The sequence below is a fragment of the Mesorhizobium sp. B2-6-4 genome, assembly GCF_006441495.1.
GTDB lineage: Bacteria > Pseudomonadota > Alphaproteobacteria > Rhizobiales > Rhizobiaceae > Mesorhizobium.
Genome location: NZ_VFUE01000015.1, coordinates 62984 through 77113, shown reverse-complemented (window position 1 = coordinate 77113; position 14130 = coordinate 62984). Strand labels below are relative to the sequence as shown.

The following is a 14130-nucleotide window of genomic DNA, read 5'->3' as shown; positions in this document are numbered from 1 at the left end:
AAACCGCTCTGACCGGCTCTAGAGCAGCGGGTCGAGAATGAACTTCTTGTCCGCGACCGGTTTTTCCGGTTCCGGCGGCACGGGTTGGTGTGCCTTCTCGGCGTCCTTGCGCGCCTGCACGGCCGCCTCGTAAGGCGTGTCGAGACCGGACCTTCTGCCGCAAGCCGTAACGGCGGCAACCGCCGCAAGCAGCGTCAGTGTCACCAAAATCCTGCTTCCGGTCATCGATCCATCCGTCCGAAACTTTTTTCCGCCGCTGCTTTTAGCCGAGTTCTCGGCGCATTGCACCCTGGATATTGCCGTTGCAATATCGTGGATATTGGCGGTTGCAATATCCGGGATATGGCTGGCCGCAATGTCCGGCATCACGCCTTGGCCAGCCGCTTTTTCCAGTAGCGGATCTGCTTCCTGACTTCCGACGGTGCGGTGCCGCCGAAGGAGGTGCGGCTCTTCACAGAGTTCTGCACGGCCAGCACCGAAAAAATGTCCTTCGTGATGCCGGGGTGGATCGACTGCAAGTCTTCCAGCGCAAGCTTCTCCAGGCTCAGCTTCTTCTCTTCGGCCAGCGCCACCGCCCGTCCCGTGACATGATGCGCTTCCCGGAACGGCAGGCCGAGCGTGCGCACCAGCCAGTCGGCAAGGTCGGTCGCGGTTGCGTGGCCGGAGCCGGCAGCCTTCTTCATCGCCGCCGCGTTCACCGTCATATCGGAGACCATGCCGGTCATCGCCGCCAGCATCAGGTCGAGCGTCTCGGCGGCATCGAACACCGATTCCTTGTCTTCCTGCATGTCCTTGCCATAGGTCAAAGGCATGCCCTTCATCACCGTCAGCAGGCCGACCAGATGGCCGGTGACGCGCCCGGTCTTGCCGCGCACCAGTTCGGCGGCGTCGGGGTTCTTCTTCTGCGGCATGATCGAGGAGCCGGTGGAGAAGCTGTCCGACAGCCTGATGAAGCCGAATTGCGGCGTCGACCAGATGATGATTTCTTCCGCCAGCCGCGACAGATGCGTGGCGCATATGGCCGCCAGTCCCAGGAATTCCAGCGCGAAATCGCGGTCCGAGACGCTGTCCAGCGAATTGCGCATCGGCTCGCGGAAGCCGAGCGCACTGGCGGTCTGGTGGCGGTCGATCGGAAAGCTGGTGCCGGCAAGGGCGGCCGCACCAAGCGGGCTCTCGTCCATGCGTTCGACGGCGTCGCGCACCCGCGACAGGTCGCGCGAAAACATCTCGACATAGGCCATGCAATGGTGGCCGAATGTCACCGGCTGCGCCGCCTGCATATGAGTGAAGCCCGGCATCACCGTCGCGGCATGCTGCTCGGCCCGCTCCAGCAACGCACCGACCAGGCCCTTCAAGGCCTCGGCGACACGAAAGCACTCGTCCTTGACCCAGAGCCGGAGGTCCACTGCAACCTGGTCGTTGCGAGAGCGGGCCGTGTGCAGCCGGCCGGCGGCCGGACCGATCAGCTCGGCGAGGCGGGCCTCGACATTCATGTGGATGTCTTCCAGCCTGGTCGAGAATTCAAACGTGCCCGCCTCGATCTCTTTCAAGATCGTGTTCAGGCCGTGAGCGATTTTCTCTTGATCGGCCGCCGAAATAATGCCCGTTTGCGCCAGCATCGCGCTATGGGCGATCGAACCTCTGATGTCCTGCGCATAGAGTTTGCGGTCGAACGAGATCGACGCGTTGATCGCTTCCATGATCGCGGCCGGACCCGAGGCAAATCGTCCGCCCCACATCTGGTTGCTGGTCTTCTTGTCGCTCATGGCTATAAAACCCGTGCTCGGAGCAGTTTTGAGAAAATGGCAGACGGAAACAGATTTTTCCCGGCCCCGCGCCTGATCCTCGCCGCCCTGGTGGCGGGAGCGCTGGCCGGCGCGGTCGCGGTATATGTCAGCGAGAGCCGGTCTGGCAACAACGCCGCGTCGCAAGTCGCCGTCGGAGACAGCAAGGACGATGTCGCCTGCGCCGCCAAGAGCGAACGCGCCAAGAAGATCGCCGCAGCCGCCACCGGCGAGGTCGCGGCGCTCTTGCCAGCCGATCCGCCGCAATCGATGAAGAGCCTCGCCTTCAACGGCCCGGACGGCAAGCCGATGACCATCGCCGACCATGCCGGCAAGACGGTGCTGCTCAATCTGTGGGCGACATGGTGCGCGCCATGCCGCGCCGAAATGCCGGCGCTGGACGCCTTGCAGAAGGAGAAAGGCAGCGATGCGTTCCAGGTCGTCGCCGTCAACGTCGATGCCGGCGATGACGTGAAGCCGAAGAAGTTCCTCAAGGACACCAGCGTCGAGGCGCTCGGCTATTACAGGGATTCGACGATGGCGCTGTTCAACGAACTCAAGACGCGCGGCCTGGCGCTCGGCCTGCCCGTCACCATGCTGATCGACGGCGAAGGCTGCCTGATCGCCCATATGAACGGCCCGGCCGAGTGGTCGGGGCCGGACGCCAAGCGGCTTGTCGAGGCCGCGCTCGGGTCTTGAAGAGGCTGGGACAAGGCTGGGCGCAAGCGCGGCTTGACCACGCAACGGTTCCGCCCAGCCCATCCGCGGCGGCCTGAGCCGACCCGGTCAATTCGTCGAATGCCTGGATCAGCGCCGGCTTGCCGAGATAGTAGTCCAAGCCTCGGCGTCCAGGGACTCACCTTAAGGACATATATGGGGAGCCGTTTGTGCTATCGGCCAGACGAGCCGTTGGTCGGCAGGGGATAGACGCCCTTCAATACTTCGTCGAAGTGATGACTGACCGCCGCATTGCACTCGCAAGCAAGCCACCGCAGGCCGTCGACCTTGCGAACGACGATCCGGGCACGATGGGTCTCAATGAGACCGTGTTCTTTCAGATCGCGTATGACGCGGCTCAAATAGCTCCGGCCGACTCCGAGCATTACGGCGAGCTGTTCTTGTGTCAGCGCCAGATCGGGAGTGCCCGTCCGATCAATGGCGGCCAGCAGCCATTTCGCTGTCCGTTGCTCGATCGAATGCGCGGCATTGCAGGCGACGGACTGGAACATCTGCGCCATCAGGCAGTCCGCGTACCGCGCGAACAGATTCCGTAGCGTCGACGACCTGGACTTCGCCTCTTCAAGGTTAAGCAGGTCGATGCGGAAGAACGAACCTCCCAATTGTACTTCAGCGCGAGCGTAAGCTGGGAGCCTGCCTTGGCTGACAACTCCGCCAATTGCCCCTTCTCGTCCGACCAGAGCCGTCTCGATCGCACGCCCGTCGCTCAGCACGACGAGATAGGAAATCAGGCTGGGACCTCTCGGGAAGTATGCATGGCGAACCGTGTCACCAGGTTCATAAAGCAGTGTTCCGGTGGGGGCCGACCACTCATCCAGCCAAGGCTCGAGGATTGCCCAATCTGCCGCGGTGAGTGCCCGCAGAAGATTGTTGCCGATCATGCCGGAGTCTATGTGGGCGCGGGCTTCCATTTACACTCCTCCGAACGATCGCTTGCGGCCCATATCCCAATAACCGGAGAAATGTCCACTAGTGCGCAGACGCGCAAAGCGCGAATGTCTAAGAAGTGACAGGGGTGCTGATCCAGACCCCATCGAGCGCGAGCTGTGGCGCGTCGGCTCCAGGCGAAATGCTAGAAGATCGCCCAAGGCGGACAACAAAGCCCTGCGGTTGAATTGCTGGCGTGTCGCGTAGAGCACGTCGATACTGAACCCGTGCAACCAGCGTGAGATATGAACCCGGAACAACCGCCCGCTTCAGGGGCCCATCCCCTTCTCCGGCTCTACATCGCCGGAGACACGCCCGGTGCTCGTCGGGCACTGGAAAGCCGCCTGAAGATAATCGAGGAGATGAGCGCATCCATTGAAATCCAGATCTTCGATATCCTGGAACATCCTCATGAGGCGGAGCGAGCAGGGATACTAGCAACGCCGACGCTCTCCGACGAATCCGCCGATCCCCCGCGCCGTCTGGTGGGCGACATCAGCAATATCGCTCAGGTTCTGGACTATTTCGGTTTTCGCAAGAAGGATGATATTCATGACCGCGACGGATGAGATCTCTATCGACCCGGTTCTTGAACGCGTCAATACAGGGATCGAAGCTTTTGACGACTTGGTGATGGGTGGCTTGCCGCGCGGACGCACCACCATCGTGGGCGGCACGCCCGGTAGCGGCAAGACCGTATTCGCCACGCAGTTCCTGGCGCATGGCATCACCGGTCTCAATGAGGCCGGTGTCTTCGTCACCTTCGAGGAGTCGCCAACCGAGATCGAGGTGAACATGGCGAGCTTCGGCTGGGACATCCGCGGCTGGCGAGCGGCGGACAAGCTTGTTTTCGTCGATGCGAGCCCGCGCGATCAGGACCAGGTGGTTGTGGGCGATTTCGACCTCGCCGGTCTTCTGACCCGCATTCTGCACGCGAGCCGAAGCGCCGGGGCAAAGCGCATCGTGCTCGATTCGGTTACCCAACTTTTCGATCATTTCGTAGCCGAGCAGACGGCAGTGCGCCGCGAACTTCTACGTATTGCGACCGCGCTGAAGAAAGAAGGGCTGACGGTCCTTATGACCGCGGAACGCAACAGTGAATATGGTGAAATCTCCCGTCACCGAATAGAGGAGTTCGTCGCAGACAATGTCGTGATCCTTCGCAATGCCCTTGATCGCGAGCGCCGTCGGCGGACCATAGAAGTCCTGAAAATGCGCGGCAGCCGTCACGTTGAGGGCGAAGTGCCCATAACGCTGGTCGCCGAACAGGGCATCGTAGCTGTGCCTCTGTCATCGTTGCGCCTGGAGCAGCAATCAAGCACGAAACGGGTCACCAGTGGTAATTCCGAACTCGACAAAATGTGCAGCGGCGGGTTCTTTCGCGACAGCGTAACCCTTGTCAGTGGAGCCACAGGCACCGGAAAGACTCTACTTGTCACCAACTTTCTAGCGGGCGGAGTGGCTGCGGGCGAACGCGCCTTGCTCGTCGGCTATGAGGAGAGCCGCGGCCAGCTTTTCCGCAACGCGCGTAGCTGGGGCGTCGATTTCGAAGCGATGGAGGCGGATGGTCGCCTGAAGGTAGTCTGCCTTTATCCGGAAGCGCAGAGTTTGCCGGATCACCTTCTGATGATCCGCGAACTGGTGGCGGAGTTCAAACCCGATCGCATGGCAATCGACAGCTTGTCGGCATTGGAGCGCATCGCGCCAGAAACCGGGTTTCGTGAGTTCTTGATCAGCGTCACCTCCTTCATAAAGAAGCGCGAAATTGCCGGCCTTTGCACCGCTACCAACAAATCGCTTGTCGGAGGCCAGAGCGCTAGCGAGCAGCATATTTCCACACTCACCGATTCGATCATTCTGTTGCGCTACATTCAGCAGGAAGAATTCATGCATCGCGGCATGATGGTGCTGAAAATGCGCGGCAGCGAACACGACAAACAGATACGGCGCTTCACCATCGACAGTGGCGGTATGCATCTTGGAAAGCCCTTTGACAGCGCGCCTGATGTGTTCGGCGACTCCGCCGTGGACAACACGTCGACATGAAGAGCGCCTTGAATACGGCGCAAAACGCCGCCGAAATGCTGGAATCGCCCGGAGATGCATCTCCGGCTGGCATCAGCCAGCTCAGCTTTCGCCAGTTGATCGAAAATACCGCCGACGGGATGCTGGTGGTCGATTTGGACGGAACAGTGCTCTATGCCAATCCTGCGGCAGCCGTAATTTTTGGACAGCCGCTTGACGAACTCCTCCACGTTCCGCTCGGCCGTCCGGTCGTCTCCGGAGAGATCGCCGAGATCACCGTTCACCGTTCCGGCCGCAAGCCGGCAGAAGTGGAAATGCGTACGGTCGAGGTTACCTGGGACAGCAGGCCCGCATTGCTTGCCAGCCTGCGCGATGTCTCGGCCCAGCGATCAAGAGAAGAAAACGCACGCCAGTCACAAAAGCTCGAAGCCATTGGACGCCTCGCAGCTGGCATTGTCCATGACTTCAACAACCTACTCGCCGTTTTCGGGTCTGGCCTTCGGCTTCTGGAGAAACAGATCGCTAAAGATCCTGCGGATGAGAAAGTCACTCTGCTGGTCGAGGAGATGTTCAGGCGGATCGAAAATGGAGGAGCGCTAACACAGCAACTGCTTGCCTTTTCGCGACGCCAATCCCTGGTCCCGGAACAGATTGATCTCAATGAACGTATCAAGGGGCTGACGACGCTGCTGGAACGGACGTTGGGGAGCGGTATCCGGGTGCAATGCAATCTGGATCCAGCCTTGGACCCTATCCTTATCGATGCCAACCAGCTCGACATCGCCGTTCTTAACCTTGCGGTGAACGCCAGAGATGCAATGAAAGGCAGTGGCACCCTCACGATTGAGACCAGCAATTTTCCAAATGATCTGGAGGATTTGCGTTCAGCGGCGGCTTCATTTGTTCGCGTGACTGTACGCGATACCGGCTGTGGAATGAGCAAGGACACCCTGGCGCGCGTTTTCGAGCCGTTCTTCACAACAAAATCGGAAGGGCAGGGTACGGGACTCGGGCTAAGCCAAGTTTACGGCTTCATCAAGCAATCCGGTGGGCATGTCCGAATCGATAGCGAAATCGGTCAGGGAACAAGCCTGCATCTCTACTTGCCGCGCGCTTCTGGAACCCAGCGGCAGCAGAACTGAGCGGCGGCAGACCCATTCCCGGCCAGCAGACTGATTGGCCGATGTCAAATCCGTCAGGCTGAGCGCGGGACGGGAATTTCCACGCATCGACCGAGCAAACCGACGCCTTTTTCAGCGTTGTCATGTCAGCGTTGTCATGTGCTGTTAGACGCCGTTCGTCGGTGAGGTCGCTGACCGTCTCGAGACAGGTCCCTGGTACATCAATTCAAGCAGCAAGCCGCTATGCAATCCTTTTCCGGGTCACTTTCATCCGGAAGTGAACGCTACTTTAGCCGGACATGAAGTGCGCCTGCCCGCAACAAAACCGTTGTCCGCTGCGCGCGAACGACACATAGTGCCATTGCGGGAGTGCCCCTTTCGCCAATGACAAGCAATGAGAACGGGAGACGAAACATGAAGTTCTTTGGCTTCGCGGCCGGTGTCGCCGTGACCCTGCTTTCCACAACCTCCGCCTTCGCCGTCACGCAGATCAGCTGGTGGCACGCCATGACCGGCGCCAACGCAGAGGTCGTCGACAAGATTTCCAAGGATTTCAACGCCAGCCAGGGCGACTACCAGATTGTTCCGGTTTTCAAGGGCACCTATCCCGAAACGCTGAATGCCGGCATCGCCGCCTATCGCGCCGGCCAGTCGCCTGACATCATCCAGGTGTTCGATGTCGGCACCGGCGTGATGATGGCGGCCCGGGACGCGATCAAGCCAGTGGCCGAGGTGCTGACCGGCGCCGGGATGAACTTTGACAAGAGCCAGTATCTGCCAGGCATCGTCGGTTATTATTCGACGCCGGACGGCACCATGCTGTCCTTCCCCTACAACTCCTCCTCGCCGATCCTCTACTACAACAAGGACATCTTCCAGAAGGCGGGGCTCGATGTGAACAACCCACCCAAGACCTGGAACGAGGTGTGGGAGGATGCCAAAAAGATCAAGGCGAGCGGCGCCGCCGCTTGCGGCTACACCTCGACCTGGCTGACCTGGATACACCTGGAAAACTTCGCGGCGTGGAACGATGTGCCGTGGGCCACGCAGCAGAATGGCCTGGCCGGCGGTGATGTCGAACTCAAGATCAACTCGCCGATCTTCGTCAAACATTTCCAGGCGCTCGCCGATCTGGCCAAGGACGGCACCTTCAAATATGGCGGGCGCACCTCCGAAGCCAAGCAGATATTCCTCGCCGGCGAATGCGGCATCTTCACCGAATCCTCGGGCGGCCTAGGCGACATCGTCAAGTCGGGCATGAACTACGGCATTGGCCAGTTGCCCTATGACAGCGACGCCAAGGGCGCGCCGCAGAACACGACGCCGGGCGGTGCCAGCCTTTGGGTCTTCGGCGGCAAGTCCGACGAGGAGTACAAAGGCGTCGCGGCTTTCTTCGCCTATCTGTCCAAGACCGATGTGCAGGAATATCTGCACCAGAAATCGGGATACCTGCCGGTGACGCTCGCCGCCTATGAGGCGACGAAAAAGTCCGGCTTCTACGACAAGAATCCCGGTCGCGAGACGCCGATCCTGCAGATGACGGGCAAGGCGCCGACCGACAATTCGAAGGGCGTGCGGTTGCCGAACCTGCCGCAGGTGCGCGACATCCAGAACGAGGAGTTCGAAAAGATGCTTGCCGGCCAGGAAACCGCCCAGCAGGCGCTCGACAATGCGGTCACGCGTGGCAACGCGGCGATCAAGGAAGCGCTGGGGAATTAGGGCGCGTCGAGCCTATCGAGTTATAGTCCTTGCTCTACGAGACCCCCCTCCGCCCTGCCGGGCATCTCCCCCTGGAGGGGGGAGACTGGCTGTCGCGACCGTTTTCGGCAATTGTCAAAGCTGGAGAATGGCAGCTGCCGCAGGAACTGCCAATCTTCCTCCAAGAGGGGGAGATGCCCGGCAGGGCAGCGGTGAGCGCCGTAGAGTGCCGCTCGGCTTTCCACGCCGGAGCGGCGCATTGACCCCGCGCGTCGTCTTTCCCAACAAAGTCTTGCCATATCTCCTGGTGGCGCCGCAACTTGCCATCACGCTGGTGTTCTTCTACTGGCCGGCCGGGCAGGCGCTCTACCAGTCGATGCTGAGGCAGGACCCGTTCGGGCTGAGGAGCAGGTTCGTCTGGTTTGCCAATTTCCGCAAGGTGCTTGCCGACCCGGCCTATCTCAACTCGATCAAGGTCACAGTGGTGTTTTCGCTCGCGACCGTGATCGTTGCCATGGGCGTGGCGCTGCTCCTTGCCGTGATGGCGGAAAAGGTGGTGCGCGGCAAAGGCCTCTACCGCACGCTGATGATCTGGCCCTACGCGGTGGCGCCGGCGATTGCAGGCATGCTGTGGCTGTTCCTGTTCAATCCATCGATCGGCTCGCTGTCTTATCTGCTGAGACGTTTGGGCGTCGCCTGGGATCCGCTGCTCAACGGCACCGACGCCATGATCCTTCTGGTGGCGGCGGCCGCCTGGAAGCAGATCAGCTATAATTTCCTGTTCTTCGTCGCCGGGCTGCAGGCGGTGCCGAAAACGCTGATCGAGGCGGCGGCGATCGACGGCGCCGGCGAAACCAAGCGCTTCTGGACCATCGTCTTCCCGCTTTTGGCGCCGACGACGTTTTTCCTTTTGGTCGTCAATACCGTCTATGCGCTGTTCGACACGTTCGGCATCGTCCACGCCGTCACCGGCGGCGGGCCGGGCAAGGCCACCGAGACACTGGTCTACAAGGTCTACAATGACGGCTTCGTCAATCTGATCCTCGGCGATTCGGCGGCGCAGTCGGTCATCCTGATGGTCATCGTCATCGCGCTCACCGCCATCCAGTTCCGCTACGTGGAACGGAAGGTTCATTACGGCTGAGGAGCGCGATGATCGGTCAATCCCCGTTTCGCATTTTCCTTGCACATGCCGTGCTCATCCTCGGCATACTGATCGTGGCCTTTCCGATCTACTACACTTTCGTTGCCTCGACGCAGACGCTGCAAACCATCCTTAGGCCGCCACTGCCTTTCCGGCCGGGCAGCGAGTTCTGGAACAATTACGGCGAGGCGCTGTTCGGCGGCGTCGGCCGCATCGGCGGGCTCGGCGTCGGCAGGCTGCTCCTCAACTCCACGATCATGGCGCTCGGCGTTGCGGTCGGAAAGATATTCATCTCGATCCTGTCGGCCTATGCGATCGTCTTCTTCCGTTTTCCGCTGCGCATGACTTTCTTCTGGCTGATCTTCATCACCCTGATGCTTCCCGTCGAGGTGCGCATCCTGCCGACCTACAAGGTAATGGTCGACCTCGGTATGATCGACACTTATGCCGGACTGATCATCCCGCTGATCGCCTCGGCCACCGCAACGTTGTTGTTCCGCCAGTTCTTCATGACCATCCCGGGCGAGTTGGTCGAGGCGGCGCGCGTCGACGGCGCCGGTCCATGGCGGTTCTTTTTCGATATCCTGTTGCCATTGTCGCGCACCAATATCGCGGCGCTGTTCGTCATTCTTTTCATCTACGGCTGGACGCAGTATCTGTGGCCGCTGCTGGTCACCAACAGCAACGATATGAACACCATCGTCATCGCACTGAAGAAGATGGTCTCCTTCGCCGATGCCGACACCCAATGGCATTTGGTCATGGTCACGGCGATCCTGGCAATCTTGCCGCCAATCCTGGTTGTGGTGCTGATGCAGCGCTGGTTCGTGCGCGGACTGGTCGACACCGAAAAGTGAGAAGCCGATGGCGACGGTCGATCTGAGGGACGTGAAGAAAGTATATGCCGGCGGCGTCGAAGCCGTGAAGGGCGTCTCCATTGCCATTCCCGACAAGGAACTCTGTGTGCTGGTCGGGCCGTCCGGCTGCGGCAAGTCCACGCTTTTGAGGATGATCGCCGGGCTGGAGACCATTTCTTCCGGCACGGTCGCTATCGACGGCAAGATCGTCAACACGATCGGCCCGACCGAGCGCGACATCGCCATGGTGTTCCAAAACTATGCGCTCTATCCGCATATGAAAGTCTACGACAACATGGCTTACGGGCTACGCAATCGCGGTACGCCCAAGGACGAGATCGACAGCAGGGTTCGTTCGACCGCCAAGGTGCTGGAGCTTTCAGCGCTGCTTGACCGGCGCCCGCGCGAGCTTTCAGGCGGTCAACGCCAGCGCGTCGCCATGGGCCGCGCCATCGTGCGCAATCCGAAAGTCTTCCTGTTCGACGAGCCACTCTCCAATCTCGATGCCAAGCTGCGCGGCCAGATGCGGGTCGAAATCAAGAACTTGCAGCGCTCGCTCGGTGTCACCTCGGTCTACGTCACCCATGACCAGTTGGAAGCGATGACGTTGGCCGACATCCTTGTCGTCATGAATGGCGGATTGGTCGAGCAGTCGGGCGCGCCACTCGACATTTACGAAAAGCCGGCCTCGACGTTCGTCGCCTCTTTCATCGGCGCACCGCCGATGAATCTTCTGTCCCTTTCGGGTCCGGCGCTGACCGGCAGCAAGACGAGCGACTTTGCGCCTGCGAATGCCGTCACGCTTGGCTTCCGCCCCGAGGATGCCGATGTCACTTTCGCGGCCGAGGCACCGTCCGGCGCGCTCGTGCTGCCGACAATGGTGGAGGCGGTCGAGCCGGTGGGAGCGGACAGCTTTCTTCACTGTGCGGCAGGAGGCGACCGCATCGTCGTGCGTGTGGCCGCGCGCGCAACAGCCAAGCCCGGCGACCAGTTGCGCGTCGTGGCCAAGGCCGAGAAACTTCACTGGTTCGATCAGGCTGCAAAGAGGGTCGACTGACGCCAATCTTGCATGCCGATTAGCGAGCCGCGAACCGTCGGCCGGTCAGGCGAATACATGCGCCTGTCCCGACACGGTGAGCCGGACGATCTCACCGACCGCCGGGGCGTCCATGCCGGACTTGCGCAGGATCAGCGGCGTACTGCCGATGGCGGCGGCGTCCGGCGGGTCGGGGCTGTTGAGCAACCGCACCGCGACCGTGCAGGTCGAGCCGGCGAATTCGGATTCCGTTACCTCGCCAAACAGCATGTCCGGCGTGCCGGACATGCCCTCGCGCGATGTCCGCTTCAGTCCGATCTGCTCCGGCCGCAACATGATGCGGGCGACATCGCGGCTGTCCGATGTATCGACGGCGATGCGGCCAAGCGGCGACGTGGCGAAACCACCCGCTATCTTCGCCGGCAGGATGATGGCGTCGCCAAGGAACTCGGCAATCATCCTGTCCTTCGGCTTGAGATAAAGTTCGCGCGGCGTGCCGACCTGCGAGAATTGGCCCTCGCGCATCACAGCGACCTGGCTGGCGAAGGACAGCGCCTCGGCCTGATCGTGCGTCACCAGGATGGTGGTGATGCCGGCGGCTTCGAGCAGTTCCGCCACGGCCTTGCGCATGGAGGCGCGCAGGCCGGTGTCGAGCGCCGAGAACGGTTCGTCGAGCAGCATCAGCCGCGGCTTCATCGCCATGGCGCGGGCGAGCGCCACGCGTTGCTGCTGACCGCCGGAGAGTTCGTGCGGGCGGCGCTTCAGGATCGCCTTGTCCAGCCCCACTATATAGGCGAGCTCGACGATGCGCTCGGATCGCTTGTCCAGCCGGCGGTCCATCCCGAAACCGATATTGTCGCCAATCGTCAGGTGCGGAAACAGGGCGCCGTCCTGTGCAACCAGGCCGATACCGCGGCGGTGCGCCGGAACGGCGCCGCCGCTGTCGGCCAGCATCTTTCCGTCAAGCACGATGCTGCCCTGGTCGGGCGCCTCGAAACCGGCGATCAGCCGCAGCAAGGTGGTCTTGCCGCAGCCGGACGGCCCGACGATGGCCGTGCGGCTGCCGCTGGCGACGTCGAGATCGATGCCGGCAAGCGCCGCGACGGGGCCGTAATGCTTGTGCAAGCCCCTGAGTTCGAGAAAGCTCATCGTCCTGCCATCCGTTTTGACTGGACATAGAGCAGCCAGGTCAGGGGCAGCGACATCGCCACCATGATGAAGGCGTAAGGTGCTGCCGAAGCGTAGTCGATCTCGCCGCTGTAGGACCAGAATGCCATCGCGAGCGTGCGGGTGCCGTTCGGCGCCAGCATCTGGGTCGCGGTCAGCTCGTTCATGATGCCGAGCGCCACCAGCGCCATGCCGGCGGCGGCACCCGGCGCCGACAGGCGGATCGTCGTCGACCACAATGCATGGAGCGGCGACCGCCCGAGGCTGGACGCGGCGCGCTCGAGCTCGACCGGCGCCTGCGCGATCGACGCCCGCAGGCTGATCAGGGCGCGGGGCAGGAACATCAAGGCATAGGCAACCAGGATGGTGAACAGGGTCTGATAGAGCGGCAGGGCGATGCGCACGGTGATGGTGACCAGCGCCAGTGCGATCACGACCCCGGGCAGCGATCCGACGATGTAGTTGCAGCCCTCCAGCAAGCGCTGCAGAGGCCCCGGCGCGCGGATCGAGATCCAGGCCATCGGCATGGCGGCGACGGTGGCGAGCAGCGCGCCGGCGAGCGCCAGGAACAACGTCTGGCCGAGCGCCAGGCCGATCTCGTCGAGCCGCCAGACCTCGGCGCCGCCGGCGGCAAGCCAGCGTCCGATGGTGACGAACGGTACGCCGAGCGCCAGAAGCGTGGTGGCGGCAAGCAGCAGCAGGCAAGGCACGGTCGCCCGGCCGAGCGGCGCGCGCTGTTGGTGGCGCGCGGCGCCCGAACCGACGCGGGCATAGCGCTCTTCCCCGCGCACCAGCACCTCCAGCCCGAGCAGCACGAAGCAGCAGCTCACCAGCACGCCGGCCAGCATATTCGCGGCCGGCCCGTTGAAGGTCGATTGGAACTGGTCGACGATCGCCGTGGTGAAGGTGTCGAAGCGGATGAAGACGTAAAGGCCGTATTCGGCCAACAGGTGCAGGCCGACCAGCAATGCGCCGCCACAGATGGCAAGCCTGAGCTGCGGCAGCACGACGCGCCAGAACACACGCCAGGGACCAAGGCCGAGTGCGGCCGCGGCGTCTTCGAGCGCCGGATCGAGCCGGCGCAGGGCCGCCGATACCGGCAGATAAAGGAACGGGAAATACGCTATGACAGAGACAAGCACGCCGGCCCACAAGCCATGCAGCCCGGGCACCATGGTGATCCAGGCATAGCTGTGCACGAAGGCGGGAATGGCGAGCGGCGCCACGCATAGCCAGGCCCACAGCCGGGCGCCGGGCAGGTCGCTGCGTTCGGTCAGCCAGGCCAGCGCCACCGACAGGATGATGGCGATCGGCACGGCGAGCGCGACAAGCAGGACGGTGTTGGCCAGAAGCTCGCCGACACGCGGCCGGAAAACCAGCGCCGAGACGGTTTCCCAACCGGTCTGCACGGCGACCCAGACGATGAAGGCAAGCGGCAGCAGGGCCAGCAGCGAAACGAAGATAGCGGCGGCAACGATCCATGACGCAGCGCGCCGGCGCGCCCTGCGGCGCGTCCTCGGCGGCAGGCCCGGGCTTGCGATGTCGGCCGCGAACTGCATCGGCTCAGACTTCGCGCCCTTGCCGCCCGGCGGCGGCAATCGAAAGACCACGATCATGGTCGGGAATACAGCGT

The 14130-nt window shown here is 62.1% G+C and carries 13 protein-coding genes; 8 read left to right on the top strand and 5 right to left on the bottom strand.

Features of this window, described 5'->3' with window-relative positions; translation table 11 throughout:
* Positions 1–18: 18 nt before the first annotated feature.
* Both FJ426_RS21225 and argH read right to left on the bottom strand, forming a co-directional pair.
* Positions 19–225: a lipoprotein gene (locus FJ426_RS21225; protein WP_140500798.1), complete on the bottom strand. Its 207-nt coding sequence runs from the start codon at positions 223–225 to the stop codon at positions 19–21.
* A gap of 140 nt (positions 226–365) precedes the next feature.
* Positions 366–1766: an argininosuccinate lyase gene (gene argH / locus FJ426_RS21220; RefSeq protein ID WP_140560180.1), complete on the bottom strand. Its 1401-nt coding sequence runs from the start codon at positions 1764–1766 to the stop codon at positions 366–368.
* Between the two features lie 36 nt (positions 1767–1802).
* On the opposite strand from argH, the gene FJ426_RS21215 reads away from it, so the two are divergent.
* Complete coding sequence (locus FJ426_RS21215; protein ID WP_140560181.1) at positions 1803–2483, top strand: TlpA disulfide reductase family protein; 681 nt, start codon at positions 1803–1805, stop codon at positions 2481–2483.
* A gap of 191 nt (positions 2484–2674) precedes the next feature.
* Here FJ426_RS21215 and FJ426_RS21210 read toward each other — a convergent pair whose 3' ends face one another.
* On the bottom strand, positions 2675–3433 hold the full coding sequence (locus tag FJ426_RS21210; protein WP_140513873.1) for a Crp/Fnr family transcriptional regulator: 759 nt from the start codon (positions 3431–3433) through the stop codon (positions 2675–2677).
* 261 nt (positions 3434–3694) lie between these two features.
* Between FJ426_RS21210 and FJ426_RS21205 the strand changes: the two genes are divergently transcribed.
* The 7 genes from FJ426_RS21205 to FJ426_RS21175 all read left to right on the top strand — a co-directional run bounded on the left by FJ426_RS21205 (position 3695) and on the right by FJ426_RS21175 (position 11351).
* Positions 3695–4018, top strand: coding sequence for a circadian clock KaiB family protein (locus FJ426_RS21205; protein WP_140500802.1), 324 nt, complete (start codon positions 3695–3697; stop codon positions 4016–4018).
* Positions 4002–5495, top strand: coding sequence for a circadian clock protein KaiC (gene kaiC / locus FJ426_RS21200; protein WP_140500803.1), 1494 nt, complete (start codon positions 4002–4004; stop codon positions 5493–5495). The genes FJ426_RS21205 and kaiC overlap by 17 nt, the downstream gene beginning before the upstream one ends.
* On the top strand, positions 5492–6616 hold the full coding sequence (locus FJ426_RS21195; RefSeq protein ID WP_140560182.1) for an ATP-binding protein: 1125 nt from the start codon (positions 5492–5494) through the stop codon (positions 6614–6616). The genes kaiC and FJ426_RS21195 overlap by 4 nt, the downstream gene beginning before the upstream one ends.
* Before the next feature lie 393 nt (positions 6617–7009).
* Complete coding sequence (ugpB, locus tag FJ426_RS21190; RefSeq protein ID WP_140500805.1) at positions 7010–8314, top strand: sn-glycerol-3-phosphate ABC transporter substrate-binding protein UgpB; 1305 nt, start codon at positions 7010–7012, stop codon at positions 8312–8314.
* 238 nt (positions 8315–8552) lie between these two features.
* Positions 8553–9437: a sn-glycerol-3-phosphate ABC transporter permease UgpA gene (gene ugpA / locus FJ426_RS21185; RefSeq protein ID WP_140513871.1), complete on the top strand. Its 885-nt coding sequence runs from the start codon at positions 8553–8555 to the stop codon at positions 9435–9437.
* An 8-nt stretch (positions 9438–9445) separates the two neighbouring features.
* A complete protein-coding gene (gene ugpE, locus FJ426_RS21180) occupies positions 9446–10294 on the top strand; it encodes a sn-glycerol-3-phosphate ABC transporter permease UgpE (RefSeq protein WP_140500807.1) in 849 nt (282 codons plus the stop codon).
* Between the two features lie 7 nt (positions 10295–10301).
* The gene (locus FJ426_RS21175) at positions 10302–11351 is read left to right on the top strand and encodes a sn-glycerol-3-phosphate import ATP-binding protein UgpC (RefSeq protein WP_140560183.1); all 1050 of its coding nucleotides are present in this window, start codon (positions 10302–10304) and stop codon (positions 11349–11351) included.
* 45 nt (positions 11352–11396) lie between these two features.
* Here FJ426_RS21175 and FJ426_RS21170 read toward each other — a convergent pair whose 3' ends face one another.
* Entirely contained in the window at positions 11397–12479 is a 1083-nt protein-coding gene (locus FJ426_RS21170) for an ABC transporter ATP-binding protein (protein ID WP_140560184.1), read from the bottom strand.
* Positions 12476–14056 carry an iron ABC transporter permease gene (locus tag FJ426_RS21165; protein WP_181165391.1) on the bottom strand — a complete coding sequence of 527 codons (1581 nt, stop codon included), beginning with the start codon at positions 14054–14056 and terminating at the stop codon, positions 12476–12478. The genes FJ426_RS21170 and FJ426_RS21165 overlap by 4 nt, the downstream gene beginning before the upstream one ends.
* Positions 14057–14130: the final 74 nt, after the last annotated feature.

Coding starts and splice junctions, on each gene's coding strand:
- ugpE (WP_140500807.1), top strand. CDS start 9,446: ATGATCGGTCAATCCCCGTTTCGCATTTTCCTTGCACATGCCGTGCTC.
- FJ426_RS21225 (WP_140500798.1), bottom strand. CDS start 225: ATGACCGGAAGCAGGATTTTGGTGACACTGACGCTGCTTGCGGCGGTT.
- FJ426_RS21165 (WP_181165391.1), bottom strand. CDS start 14,056: ATGCAGTTCGCGGCCGACATCGCAAGCCCGGGCCTGCCGCCGAGGACG.
- argH (WP_140560180.1), bottom strand. CDS start 1,766: ATGAGCGACAAGAAGACCAGCAACCAGATGTGGGGCGGACGATTTGCC.
- FJ426_RS21195 (WP_140560182.1), top strand. CDS start 5,492: ATGAAGAGCGCCTTGAATACGGCGCAAAACGCCGCCGAAATGCTGGAA.
- FJ426_RS21170 (WP_140560184.1), bottom strand. CDS start 12,479: ATGAGCTTTCTCGAACTCAGGGGCTTGCACAAGCATTACGGCCCCGTC.
- kaiC (WP_140500803.1), top strand. CDS start 4,002: ATGACCGCGACGGATGAGATCTCTATCGACCCGGTTCTTGAACGCGTC.
- FJ426_RS21205 (WP_140500802.1), top strand. CDS start 3,695: ATGAACCCGGAACAACCGCCCGCTTCAGGGGCCCATCCCCTTCTCCGG.
- FJ426_RS21175 (WP_140560183.1), top strand. CDS start 10,302: ATGGCGACGGTCGATCTGAGGGACGTGAAGAAAGTATATGCCGGCGGC.
- FJ426_RS21210 (WP_140513873.1), bottom strand. CDS start 3,433: ATGGAAGCCCGCGCCCACATAGACTCCGGCATGATCGGCAACAATCTT.
- ugpB (WP_140500805.1), top strand. CDS start 7,010: ATGAAGTTCTTTGGCTTCGCGGCCGGTGTCGCCGTGACCCTGCTTTCC.
- FJ426_RS21215 (WP_140560181.1), top strand. CDS start 1,803: ATGGCAGACGGAAACAGATTTTTCCCGGCCCCGCGCCTGATCCTCGCC.